This window comes from Methanobacterium paludis, from assembly GCF_000214725.1.
GTDB lineage: Archaea > Methanobacteriota > Methanobacteria > Methanobacteriales > Methanobacteriaceae > Methanobacterium_C > Methanobacterium_C paludis.
This window is the reverse complement of sequence record NC_015574.1, coordinates 1,399,234-1,412,192: the sequence shown is the minus strand read 5'-3', so window position 1 is coordinate 1,412,192 and position 12,959 is coordinate 1,399,234. Positions and strand designations below refer to the sequence as shown.

General features: G+C 36.9%; 9 protein-coding genes. 4 read left to right on the top strand and 5 right to left on the bottom strand.

Annotated elements, in window-relative coordinates; translation table 11 throughout:
• Positions 1-63: 63 nt before the first annotated feature.
• The 3 genes from MSWAN_RS06515 to MSWAN_RS06505 all read left to right on the top strand — a co-directional run bounded on the left by MSWAN_RS06515 (position 64) and on the right by MSWAN_RS06505 (position 3,419).
• Complete coding sequence (locus tag MSWAN_RS06515; RefSeq protein ID WP_013825829.1) at positions 64-450, top strand: desulfoferrodoxin; 387 nt, start codon at positions 64-66, stop codon at positions 448-450.
• Positions 451-774: 324 nt separating this feature from the next.
• A complete protein-coding gene (locus MSWAN_RS06510) occupies positions 775-1,212 on the top strand; it encodes a hypothetical protein (RefSeq protein WP_227716950.1) in 438 nt (145 codons plus the stop codon).
• A 20-nt stretch (positions 1,213-1,232) separates the two neighbouring features.
• The gene (locus MSWAN_RS06505; RefSeq protein WP_013825827.1) at positions 1,233-3,419 is read left to right on the top strand and encodes a DHH family phosphoesterase; all 2,187 of its coding nucleotides are present in this window, start codon (positions 1,233-1,235) and stop codon (positions 3,417-3,419) included.
• Positions 3,420-3,706: 287 nt separating this feature from the next.
• Here MSWAN_RS06505 and MSWAN_RS12270 read toward each other — a convergent pair whose 3' ends face one another.
• The 5 genes from MSWAN_RS12270 to MSWAN_RS06480 form a co-directional block, all read right to left on the bottom strand.
• Complete coding sequence (locus MSWAN_RS12270; protein ID WP_013825826.1) at positions 3,707-5,914, bottom strand: histidine kinase dimerization/phosphoacceptor domain -containing protein; 2,208 nt, start codon at positions 5,912-5,914, stop codon at positions 3,707-3,709.
• A 340-nt stretch (positions 5,915-6,254) separates the two neighbouring features.
• Positions 6,255-6,893, bottom strand: a complete 639-nt coding sequence (locus MSWAN_RS06495) for an endonuclease III domain-containing protein (protein WP_013825825.1) — start codon at positions 6,891-6,893, stop codon at positions 6,255-6,257.
• Between the two features lie 152 nt (positions 6,894-7,045).
• Positions 7,046-7,522: a GTP-binding protein gene (locus MSWAN_RS06490; RefSeq protein ID WP_013825824.1), complete on the bottom strand. Its 477-nt coding sequence runs from the start codon at positions 7,520-7,522 to the stop codon at positions 7,046-7,048.
• Positions 7,500-8,792: a 3-phosphoshikimate 1-carboxyvinyltransferase gene (aroA, locus tag MSWAN_RS06485; RefSeq protein WP_013825823.1), complete on the bottom strand. Its 1,293-nt coding sequence runs from the start codon at positions 8,790-8,792 to the stop codon at positions 7,500-7,502. The genes MSWAN_RS06490 and aroA overlap by 23 nt, the downstream gene beginning before the upstream one ends.
• A 168-nt stretch (positions 8,793-8,960) precedes the next feature.
• Positions 8,961-11,645 (bottom strand): valine--tRNA ligase, encoded by a 2,685-nt coding sequence (locus tag MSWAN_RS06480; RefSeq protein WP_013825822.1) that lies wholly within the window; start codon positions 11,643-11,645, stop codon positions 8,961-8,963.
• Positions 11,646-12,340: 695 nt separating this feature from the next.
• Here MSWAN_RS06480 and MSWAN_RS06475 point away from each other — a divergent pair.
• On the top strand, positions 12,341-12,709 hold the full coding sequence (locus MSWAN_RS06475; RefSeq protein WP_013825821.1) for a hypothetical protein: 369 nt from the start codon (positions 12,341-12,343) through the stop codon (positions 12,707-12,709).
• Positions 12,710-12,959: the final 250 nt, after the last annotated feature.

Genomic DNA, 12,959 nt, shown 5'->3' with positions numbered 1-12,959 from the left:
ATGGATTAAATTAGATCATCTTACTAGATCAAATTTAGATCATATTAAAATTAGAGGGATACTATGGTTGAAAGAGGACAAATTTACAGGTGCAATGTTTGTGGAAACATTATTGAAGTGATACATGTAGGGGGAGGAAGTTTAAATTGCTGTGGAAACGGTATGGAACTTCTGGATGACACACCACAGGAAACAGGGGCTGAAAAACATATCCCAATAATAGAAAAAACAGATAAAGGTGTTAAAGTTAAAGTCAGTACATTAAAACATCCAATGGAAGAAAAACACTTCATAGAATGGATTTCAATAACAACAGATGGTGGGGTATACAGGAAATTCCTCAAACCTGGTGATGCTCCTGAGGCTGAGTTTGAAATAGAATTTAATGACGTTATCAAAGCCAGGGAGTACTGTACTGTTCATGGGTTATGGCGATCCCAATCTATTTAAATGAACTACACATATATATGATATTATACTTCTTTTAAATTTTATTTAATTTAAAACGTCAATAGTTCCTTGTTTTTAGGAAAATTAAACCTATTAATGTAAATTCTTTTAAACTTAAACAACATATAAAGAAATCAGAGATTAATATATAAGTTAAGATAAAATTAATCTAAAGGATGATCTATAATTTAAAGATAAAACTAATTTAGAAGAGTAATTATAACTTAAATTAAAAAATTGATTAATTAATATCAGTTAATTAGAAAGTGGATTGATATGAAGAATAAAATCTTAATTCTGTCTATCGTTGTTCTCGTTGTATTCTTGAGCGGATGTATAGGTTCAAGTACATCTAACATTGATGCGACTTCCATAAATAGCCATCTTAAAAGCGGTGATGCTAGCTTTAATCAGGCAGCGAATGCTACAAATAAATTTCAATATGATGAAGCACTTACAGACTGTAACAACGCTTTATCTGATTTCAACCTAGCTGAATCCTCTGCAAAGACTGGTTTGAAATATGCGCAGGATTCCAACGATAATATATACGTAAATTATATGCAGTACGTTATTTCAGAGTTAGATACAAAAATAAATGCAACAACGGAACTTAAAACTGCGATTCCATATCTACAAGAAAACGACACTGTAAATGCAAATACCCATATCAGTCTTTCAAATGGATATATGGATAAAGCAATAGAATTTAAAACGGATAGAGACAATTTAGTGTTACAAAATCCTTCTAAATTTAAGTGATCGTGTTATGAGGTTAATAAATGATAAAAAGATGTTTAGAATGTAAAGGTAAAGGATATAAAGTAATAAGTTACAAGGAATGTGAAACCTGTAATGGTACAGGTGTTAAAAGTGAAGTGGACCTTAAAAAACACTTCAAAGGCGTAGCAACCAAAGCAGTGAAACACTTCCAGCTCGATGGGGAAGAAGAAGTTCCCTGTGATGTTTGTGGCGGTAAAGGTGAAGTAGAAGTCCATGAAACATGCCCTGTCTGCAACGGCAAAGGAGAAAAGAATGTTTGCAAAAAATGCGGCAAAGAAATAGATTCTGGCGACTTCTGTGACGGTTGTGAAGTTAAAGAAACAGTTTATGCCCTTCACCCATCCTGTGACATAGACGACCTTGAGGTTGGATCAAACTACAAAGGTAAAATCACACGAGTTGAAAACTACGGAGTCTTTGTAAGCCTCAGTAAAAAGGCATACGGTCTTCTCAGAATGAGATCACCTGGCTACAGAGTTGGTGATGAACTTTTTGTTAAGATAATTGAGATTAAAAGGGGTAAAGGCGAAGTAGACCTTACACAGTCCAATATCAAAGGTGGATATGAACTTGTAAACCTTAGAAAAAATGTACCAAGGGTTAAAATAGGTGATGTAACCACAAAATCTATGGGAAAAACAGTAAAACTTGTTGGTGAAATTGTTCAGATACAGCAGACCTCAGGACCCACCATATTCACGGTTTCTGATGAAACATCAACAACATGGGCAGCAGCCTTTGACGAACCTGGTGTAAGGGTTTATCCAAGCATAAACACCGGAGACATTGTGGAAATCATTGGAGAAGTTTCTCTTCATGGTGGAAAGATACAGATAGAATCTGAATCAGTAGAAGCGGTTGACGGAGACGAAGCTTCAGAGGCAAGAAGGCTTATAAATGAAGCAATAGACGAAAAAGCCAAGCCCGAGGACACAGAATTCTTGATTCAAAGTGAAACCCTTGAAAAACTCAAACCAAAAATGATGGCGGCTGCAAAAGCCATAAGAAGAGCAATCCTTGACGGTAGATCAGTTCTGGTAAGGCACCATGCAGATGCAGACGGAATATGTGCTGGAGTTGCCATTGAAAAGGCCGTTGTACCATTGTTAAAGGAAATCAACAACGACAGCGATGCAGAATGGCATTTCTTTAAAAGAGCACCAAGTAAAGCTCCTTTCTATGAGATAGAAGATGTTGTAAAGGATCTATCATTTTCCCTTGAAGATACAGAAAGACACGGCCAGAAACTTCCACTTTTAGTTTTACTGGACAACGGATCCACCGAAGAGGATATCCTTGCCATTATGCAGGTTAAAATCTACGATATTGAAGTAGTGGTTATAGATCACCACTTCCCCGGTGAAGTGAACGATGGAAAGGTTGCTGTAGATGAATACGTTGACACACACGTTAACCCATACCTTGTTGGTGGCGATTCACAGATAACAGCCGGTGCACTTGCAGTTGAAGTTGCAAAGATGATAAATCCTGAAGTTGAAGACAAACTGATGCATCTACCAGGTATTGCTGCAGTAGGTGACCATGCAAGGTCCACAGAGGCAAAAGCTTACATAAAACTTGCAGAAGAGAAAGGATACACTGAAGAAGACCTTGATAAAGTTGCAACATGCATAGACTTTGAAGCCTTTTTCTTGAGGTTCATGAATGGTAGAGGACTTATAGACACTATTCTCGGCCTTGGAAACAAGGAAAAACACGAAAAACTTGTGGATGCCCTTTACAATGAATCCCAAAAGAGGGTTGCAACCCAGATGAAGGCAGCTCTTCCAAACCTCAAAACCAAAGAACTTCCAAACGGACTGGTTTTCAGCATATTGGATGTTGAGAAATTTGCCCACAAGTTCACGTACCCTGCCCCGGGTAAAACATGCGGATTTGTGCACGATAACATAGTTCAAAGTTACGGTGAGCAGAGACCTATAATCACACTGGCATTTGGGCCTGACTTTTCAGTTATAAGGGCAACTGATGCTGTAAATGAGATGTACGGTTTCAACCTCAATAACATCGTATCAAAACTTGCAGTTGAAATTCCAGAAGCTGGTATAGATGGTGGAGGACACGAATGTGCGGGTTCCCTGAAATTTGTGGAAGGTTTGTCTGAACAGGTTTTAGGATCCTTTGCAGATGAAGTTGCAAATCTCAGTAAATTGAATACTAAATAAAATCCAGATTTTATTTACAGGACTGACATGACCTCCCAGAGGTTCATGTAAACTTTTCTGGATGAATTTGATGTAAAACTAATAAAACAGGGTTTATTTGACAACTTTTGTTTTAATTACTTTTTATTGAGTCAATCTAAGATTTTTCACCTTTTTTTGTAGTTTTTTTTATTAATTTCTAGTTATTTGACTGTTTTATTTGATTGGTTTATTATGATGAGGTAAAATTACAGATTAACTGATATTTTAGATTAACTAATATTTTAATTTACAAATATGTTTTAACTTCACACCCGCCGTTTATATTCCAGTTCCCTGAACTTTATGATGAAAGATGTGCCATGTTCAGTGTTAACCTCTATTTTCCCATTTATCTGTTCAACTAAACCGTTAACAAGTTTTAAACCTAGTGTTGAGGTTTTTTCTAATTGGAAATCATCTGGAAGTCCAGCACCGTTATCAATCAATTTTAAGATAATTTGATCGTCTTTTTTCTTCATTTTAACCCAGATCTTTCCATTGATACCATCTTTGAAGGCATGTTTTAATGAGTTGCTTACCAGTTCGTTTATGATGAGTCCGCAGGGTATTGACGTTTCAATGTTTAGTTTAACTTCTTCATCAACATCCACATCCAATTCAATTTGCGAAACAGTTGAGTAAGTTTGGAAGAGGTTTTTTACGAGGCCGTTAACGTAGCTACTGAAATCAATTTTTACAAGGTCTTCTGATTGATAAAGTTGTTCATGTATCATTGACATTGATTTAACCCTGTTCTGGCTCTCTTCGAGAATATCCTTCATTTTTTTGTTGTCAATGGTGCTGGACTGCAGGCTGAGGAGGCTTGAGATGATCTGCATGTTGTTTTTAACACGGTGATGAACCTCCCGAATCAGAACCTCTTTCTCTTCCAAGGAATTGATAATTTGTTTTTGTGCCTTTTCCCGTTTGGAAGCTTCTAATGAGAGAGATATCATGTATGAAATGGATGCAGCAAAGTCCTGCTCTTCCAAGGTCCATTCTCTCAGGTTTCTTGTTTGCTCATGAGCTAAAATACCAATCATTTCTCCTTGAAGCCATATTGGAACATTCATCACTGAAAGGATCCTGTTTGGTTTCAGGTACGAATCTGAAAATTCTGATGTGACAGGGTGTTTCTGTGCGTTTCTTGCAGTGATGTTGTGGGATTTTTTAAGGGCCTCTAAGTACTTAGGATAATCCTCTTTTTTAAATGTTAATCCTACTTCATGGCGGTCTTCATTTAAAATGTAAATGTCAGAACATTCTATAAGTGTTTTATCCTTTTTGAAAAACCAGACACCGACCCGATCCACATCAAGAGTCCTGGAATCTGTTTTTGTAAGCTTTTTCAGGGTTGTTTCAAGATCAAATATATCTTCCCTGTAAAGTTCAAGCAGAACACCTTGCCTGACAATGGTTTGTTTGGAAAGGGCCTTTTTCTTCCTTTCAACAGCTTTTCTTTCCCTTATATCAGTTCCCATATATAAAATGCCCAGCAAACTTGATTTTTTTGATATAACTGAAGTTGATAGTAATATGGGAATGTCCTCTCCATTTCTATCCCTTAAAATGGTTTCAGAGATGTTTATAGAACTATTTAAACTCTTTGAATCCAGACTTCCGTGCTTTGGAAGAATTGTTTTAAGATTTTTACCCTCTATCTCTTCATAACGATATTCTAAAAGCTTTAAACCCGCTGGATTTATGTATTTAATCTCATGGTTGTCATCTGTTATTACGAGGAAGTTGGTTATTGTTGAAACAATTTCATCGGCTGCAATTGCCGGTGTTAAAGCTGGCAATTTGTACTGACTTACTCCATATGAAACAAGAAGGAGTCCCAATGCAGCTGCGAAGTAGGTAATACCTGGAAATTCTATTGAACTTAAGGGTAAAATTGCCTCGGTAATTAGAGATAAAATTATCACAACAGTTAAACCCATTAGTATATAGAATGTTTGTTGTTTTTCAAGACCCTTACTTTTCCTGTAGTGCAAATAAGACAAAGTTATTGATGTAATTCCCAAAAGGGTGATCCATAACATGCTCAAATATAAAACTGGAGAATTAAAAGCTGTAGGACTTGTCCAGCCCCAGTACTCCATTACCATAATGTTGCTTGTGATCTGGTTGGTTGTAAATTGTAATATGGAAATTATAATCGATGGAATGTACAGCAACACTAAGAATATCCTGTTTTTCAAAAGATCATTCTTTGTAGCCATTAAAACTATGGTTAAAATAAGTGGCGTCATCAAAGGCCAGAGAACACTTGCCTTTAACCATAAGTAGGCAGTATAGTAACTTTCAGCATTCCTCAAACTAAAGTTAACAAATGAAAGGTAAGCTACTAAAAAGCATAAAATGGCTATTAACTGGTTCAATCTGTTTTTTGGATTTTTGTAATAAATGAAATTACCAAGGAAGATGGTTAAAATCGATGCAAAAATGGATATGAATGCATATAGATTCATTGCAGTTCTCCATGGCTTAATCCTTATTAAATCTGAATATTAGATTTATATTCCATCTATTTCCATAAAAAATATTTTGAAATACTAATACTCAATTTTCCTGTTTTATTATCTATCTATTTGATATTAATAGTTTTATGGTAATTTCTAAGTTCCAAATAAAAAAGGAACACAGCAGAAACCTCAAAAGTTATTATGGAGGTTGAGTTTAAGTAATTAATTAATACTGAACTGAATTAACTTTTAAAGTAGATTAAAATTAAATTCTAATAGTAAGTAAATTAATTCTAAATTAAGTTTTTGTATAAATAATATCTAAATAAAAACAGTTATTGAAACTTTATTCTTTTTCCAAGTTATTGTAGTAGTCGCAGAGATCTGCTATCGGGCAAATTTCATGCTTCGGTCCAATTGGTCTGCAGATGGTCTGCCCGAACTGCACCAAGAGGTCGTTTAATGGAAGCCAGTACTTCCTGGGCACGGTTTTCATGAGCTCAACTTCAGTCTGTTCTGGAGTTTTGGTGTCAACAAGCCCGATCCGGTTTGATATCCTGTGCACGTGCACATCCACGGGTATGGCATCTTTGTGGAATCCATAAACCAGAACGCAGTTTGCAGTTTTCCGTCCAACCCCCGGAAGCGATAAAAGTTCCTTCATATCATCTGGAACCACGTCATCATATTCTTCGTGGATAATTTTAGATACTTCCTTCACCCTTTTGGCTTTAACATGATAAAAACCGGATTTTTTAATCAAAATTTCAATATTTTCAATTGGTGCATCTGCAATCAACCTGGCGGTAGGGTATCTCGCAAATAAAGATGCTGATGCAGCGTCTGTGTTCTCATCCCTTGTCCTCTGGGATAGAATAGTTCGTATAAGAACTCTAAAAGGGTCGCTGTCTTCAAAGATCCTGAGGGTGTACTCTTCCTGTAGACGCTTTACTATCTCTTCAATTCTTTTTGGAATCTGTACCACCTCATTTTCTTCTTTTTAGTAATAGTAAATAATTGTTTTAAAGATTTATTAAATTATTTCAATTGTAATCTAATTGGGTTAACCTAATTAGGATTAATCTAATCCTGGATTGTAAGTTAATTGGAGCCTGAAAATAGAGTTTAACAGATGATTTAAGCTTCATTGTTTATCATGTCAAGAAGCAGGTTCAAGCCCTCGTTTATACCCTTCCCTTTAAGGGCCACAGTTGGTATAACAGGAACCTCCTTATTTATACCTTCAAATTCAGGAAATCCTGGATTTAAATCCTGTTTATTGGCAAATACAACGTAAGGAATGTTTCTATTAATTAAGTTTTCCAGTATAACCTCTTCTGCACTTGTAATCCCTTTTGAGTTGTCTATGACAAGAATTGCACCGTTGAGGCCGTTTGAGAGTATTTCACGCATAAATTCAAATCTTTCCTGGCCTGGAGTTCCGAAGATATGAACTTTCTCGCCGTTGATTACGGTGTTCCCATAGTCAAGGGCTACAGTTGTGCCTTTATATTCAACTTTGGCTTTTTTCTCGCATATGTTCTCAAGGGTGGTTGTCTTTCCAGAATTGTAAGACCCGAAGATAACGATTTTAGTATCCTTTTTTTGTGTCATTTTCCTGCCTGCAAAGTTTTTTCATGATCTCGGGGAATTTGGGGAATGAAACGTCGTAGACAGATGCATTTTTAATTGTAACATTTCCAACCTTCAGCCCGATTATGTAAAGCGCCATAACAAGCCTGTGGTCCATATGTGAGTCAACAACACCACCATGAACCCCTCCTTCAATCAGAAGGCCGTCTTTTTCTTCCTGAACATTTACTCCCAATTTTGAAAGCTCAGATGCGCAGGTCTGGATCCGGTCTGTTTCCTTGTAACGTGCATGTTCAACTCCAGTTATCCTGGTTTTGCCATGGGATATACTTCCAAGGGCTGCAACTGTGGGCAGAAGATCCGGGGCATTTTGCAGATCCACATCCACTCCTTTTAACTTCCCATGTCCAGATATCTTAACCTCATCCCTTTTAACTTTAACATCACAACCCATATCCTGGACAATGTCAACTATCAATTTATCGCCCTGTTTTGAATCATGTAGAAGATTTTTAATAGTAACATCTGATTTGAGGGCAGCTGCAGCTGCAATTATATAAGAAGCTGAAGAGTAATCTCCTTCAACGGTGTAATTGCGTTTTTTATAGCTTTGAGGTTCAATGTGAAATGAACTTTCGGATCTTTCATATTCTGCCTGTACTCCAAACTTCCTCATAATGTCCAGGGTCATGTCAACGTAGGGTTTTGATATGAATTTTCCTTTAACATGGAGGTTTACAGCATTTTCTGCATAGGGTGAGGCTATAAGGATTGAAGATATGAATTGAGAGCTTACATTACCTTTTATTTCAGTTTTACCACCTTTAAAACCGCCTTTAACAATCACAGGTGGCATTCCATTGTTTCTGGTTGAAAAAGCAGATACTTCAAGTTGTTTAAGTGAATCTAAAAGGTCCTGCATTGGACGTTTCCTTAAAGATTTATCTCCTGTTAAAACAGTGTACCCCGGAGCAAGTGCAGAGACACTGGTCATTATTCTCAGGGTTGTACCGGAGTTTTTAACATTTAAAACATTTTCAGGGGTTTTAAGCTGTCCCCCAACTCCTTTGATTGTACAGTGACCATCATCTTCATCAACCTGAACTTCAGATCCGAAGGCCCTACATGCGTCCAGAGATGCGTTGGTATCCTCTGAGTAGAGAGGATCCCTGATTATGGACTTTCCTTCTGCAAGGGCAGCTATTATAAATGCCCTGTGGGTGTAACTTTTAGATGGAGGAGCTTTAACAATTCCTTCAATTCTCTCTGCCTGTTGGACTGTAAGTTCCATTGAATCACTATCTCCTATGATAACACTGTTTTGATCGGGTAATCCGGTTTTTACTTAAATACAACCCCGCTTTTACTCAATTTTTTGCCTAGATTCAGTTTTTAGCTCAACTTTTACTCCGATATAATCAAGTTACTTAAACTCTTTTACTTAATTAACTCAAATAAATCAGTTTCTTACTACTTCCAGCACTGCATCAAGTTCCTCTGACTGCAGTATTTCAACTTTTTCACCGGTTCGCCCAATAACTTCTTTTCTGGATTCTATGTAATCCCATGTCAAAACAGAACCTTCAATTGAAATCTGACCATCCCTATCAAGGACCTCTGCAACCTCCTGCGGATCAGCAGACTGTAAATATTTGACGATTTTAGGAGCATCTCCTCTAAATTCCGGCCCTATCTTTGCCATAACTGGTTCTAATTCAACAACCTTTTCCTGGACATCAGGTTTTCCCATCTCTATTTTAAGGTCTTTAATCCTCATTGTACCCATTATATCCTCTTTTAAACCACTTAATTTATCATATAACTCCTTTTTGGATGTATAAATGGTTGTGGATTTTATTGGAGTGTTCAACGGCATTCCAGAAGATGATTTAAATCTCCTTACATCCCCTATTAATGTTACACCAGTTTTACCAGTTTCTTCCGATTCATCACTAACTAAATCTTTTTTAACTGCAGGCCATGATGTTGTATGGATACTAACATTCTCATCTCGTTCATCACCTATGTACTGGTAAATTTCATCGGTGAAGTGGGGTGTCAAAGGTGACATAATTTTCAGGGAGGTTTCTATGACTGTTTTAAGGGTGTACTGAGCTGCCTCTTTTGAGAGTGCCATTTCCTCAGAATCTGTGTATAAACGGTATTTCACAGCTTCTATGTACTCATCACAGAAATCATGCCATACAAATGCTTGTATCCTATTTCTGGCTTCTGCAAAGTTGTAGGTTTCAAGTGCGACAGTCACATCATCCACCAGACGGTTCAGTTTGGATAGAACCCACTTATCAAGTGGTTTGAGATTTTCTATAATCATTTCTTCGGATCCTTCCACTTCAAACTCTGCTATGTGCATGTTTATGAACCTGAAGGCGTTCCAGAATTTCCTTAAGAACTTGTAACCGTGTTTAACATCTTTCCAGGCGAATGGAACATCTGAACCAGGCACGCTGTTTGCAGCCCAGAGTCTCAGGGCGTCTGCACCGTACTCTTCAATAACTTCTTCTGGAGCTATGACGTTGCCCAGGGATTTACTCATTTTATGGCCGTCTTCTCCGAAAACCATACCGTTTACAACTATGCTTTCAAATGGTTTTTCACCTGTGAGTGCCTTACAGCGCAAGATTGTGTAAAATGCCCATGTCCTTATGATATCGTGTCCCTGCGGCCTTAAATCTGCAGGATAAAATTTTTTGAAGTCGGGTTCAGGCCAGCCTGCATTCACAAGGGGTGTTATGGAACTGTCCATCCATGTGTCCAGAACATCGGCTTCACCTATAAATTCGCTGCATCCGCATTCACATGCTTCTTTTGGTTTGTCAACTGTTGGGTCAATTGGAAGGTTCTCAGGGGATGGTAACTGCACTTTTCCACAGTCTTTACAGTACCAAATTGGTATTGGGGTTGCAAACAGTCTCTGACGGGATATGCACCAGTCCCAGTCCATGGAACCTGTCCAGTTTAAAAGCCGGGTTTTCATGTGCTCGGGCATCCAGGTCATTTCATCTGTTGCCTCTTTAATTTGACTTGTAAGCTCTTTTACTGCCACGAACCACTGTTTTTTTACCAGTATTTCTATTGGTGTTTTGCATCTCCAGCAGAGGCCGACGTTCTGGTCTACCTTTTCCTGTTTGGTGAGGTATCCTGCAGATTTAAGGTCTTCAATTATGGCTTTTTTACACTCTGGAATTGTGAGCCCGGTGTATTTCCCTGAAACTTCTTTCATTACTCCCTGCTCATCAATTCCTTCAATTATATCTAAGTCGTACCTGTTTACCCATGATACATCTGTTTTATCACCGAAGGTACAGATCATAACGGCTCCAGTACCGAATTCAGGATCAACGTCCCTGTCTGTAATTATCTTAACGTTACGTTTGTACAAGGGCAGTTCTACGTATTTACCTTCAAGGTGTTTGTACCTTTCATCTTCAGGATGTACAACAACGGCAACGCAGGCACAGAGAAGTTCTGGCCTTGTTGTTGCTATCAGAACATTTCCCTCCCCATCAGTTTCAGGGAATTCGAGGTAGTTGAGGTAGGTCTGGTTTTCATTGTATTCGACCTCTGCAAATGCAATTGCAGTTTCGCAGCGAGGACACCAGTTTACAGGGTGAACTGCCCTGTATATAAGGCCCTGATTATAGAGTTTAAGGAAAGATAACTGTGTTTTTCTCTTGTACTCCGGGGTCATGGTTACAAATTCCCTTGACCAATCCTGTGAGAATCCCAGTGACTGCATCTGGGTTCGCATCTTTGCAATGTTCTCCTGTGTGAGTTCTATGCACATCTTCCTGAATTCATCCCTCGGAACGTCGTTTTTTCGTATTCCCTGGGTTTCTTCCACTTTAACCTCAGTTGGAAGACCGTGACAGTCCCATCCCTGTGGGAACAGCACGTCAAATCCGTTCATGCGTTTGTATCGTGCTATCATGTCTATGTAAGCCCAGTTAAGGACGTGACCCATGTGTATTGAACCTGTTGGATATGGTGGTGGAGTGTCTATGATGTACCTTGGTCTGGTTCCATCACCTGTGAACTTGTGTAAATTGGCTTTCTGCCACTGGGTTTGCCATTCAACCTCTTTTTTGTGATCGTAGTCCTTTGGAATGTCGTCTTTGGTCATTTCATTTCTCCTTTTTAAATTATAAGCTTATTATAAGTTTAAGAATAAAGATAAACTAATTTATATGGTTTTAGATAAGTAATTCACTACTATCCTATATGTTTTAAGATAAAATATGTTACAGATAAAATCATTTGCTAACAATTTTATAGTTCTTAATATTATACTCTAAATTAATGGATATGCTTAATAGTATTTCTGCAGATAAATATGTTTCTAAGTGGACTCATGGGCTTGTTGAAAGTTCAAAAGAGCAATATTTATATGCTATAATTGATTTTTACGTTGATCTAAATAAATTTAAAAGGAAAAATTATGAAAATGTGATGCCATAAATAAATTATTGTATATACAAATGATTTAAAGTGGTTTTATGGCTTAATTTGGGATATTATCAAAAATAAAGTTTTTTCATAAAAATGTTAAATTTGTAACAAATGAGAAAAAATTACTGTTATTTAACATAATAATTACAGAATTATCCTCCCATCCATTGATACTGTAAGAAAACTGATAATGTGTAGAAAGATTTACGATAACTTATTTTAGGATGAAAACCACTTCCATATGTAAAGAATATTTAATGAGTTGGTACATACTTAGCAACAAGGTAAATACTTAACAATAATTGTATAAATTGAATCATTTGTTGCTAATAAAAATCTATAAAGTTTATGTATTTATGGTGATACCGAATGGAAATCTTGTGGTTTTACATAGCAGTTGTTCTTGCAATAAGCGACGAAGTACACAGCAGGATAATGTGGAATGTATTTTTTGATTTTTATATAGTACTTGCAGGGCTGGTTAAGAAAACCGTTGTTTCCAACATAAGGATGTGGATAGTTCACGAGGCTCTGGAAGCTGTATTTCACTGTATTGTGCTTTCAATTGTGTTTTTCTCGCTTGAAATTGGAATACTCGGTGCTGCAATTCATATGGTTATAGATCTTTACCACGAGTTTTCAGGGCTTGAATTGAAACCTCTTTACCATAGATGTCTGCACTTCGTAATAGAGTCAATATTCTTTATCTTGATCCTGTCTGCAGGATCTCTGGGATAAAATGTATCATTAATCCAATTTTTTATTTAAATTTTCTTTTTTTTTAGATCTCAAACATCCTTTCCTAAAATTTTCAATTATTGAAACTAACTAAATTTTTAGTTTTTTAGTTAAATATTGAGGCTGTCTTATGATTACGTTTGACATTTATAATTTTGCTTATTTTTGAATTTAAAGCTTTATTTGCCTTATTTTTTTGTAAATTCGGGACTATGGGACAGCCTTGTATTAAGTAAAAAGAAATACTGTA

Coding starts and splice junctions, on each gene's coding strand:
- MSWAN_RS06515 (WP_013825829.1), top strand. CDS start 64: ATGGTTGAAAGAGGACAAATTTACAGGTGCAATGTTTGTGGAAACATT.
- MSWAN_RS06475 (WP_013825821.1), top strand. CDS start 12,341: ATGGAAATCTTGTGGTTTTACATAGCAGTTGTTCTTGCAATAAGCGAC.
- aroA (WP_013825823.1), bottom strand. CDS start 8,792: ATGGAACTTACAGTCCAACAGGCAGAGAGAATTGAAGGAATTGTTAAA.
- MSWAN_RS12270 (WP_013825826.1), bottom strand. CDS start 5,914: ATGAATCTATATGCATTCATATCCATTTTTGCATCGATTTTAACCATC.
- MSWAN_RS06490 (WP_013825824.1), bottom strand. CDS start 7,522: ATGACACAAAAAAAGGATACTAAAATCGTTATCTTCGGGTCTTACAAT.
- MSWAN_RS06480 (WP_013825822.1), bottom strand. CDS start 11,645: ATGACCAAAGACGACATTCCAAAGGACTACGATCACAAAAAAGAGGTT.
- MSWAN_RS06505 (WP_013825827.1), top strand. CDS start 1,233: ATGATAAAAAGATGTTTAGAATGTAAAGGTAAAGGATATAAAGTAATA.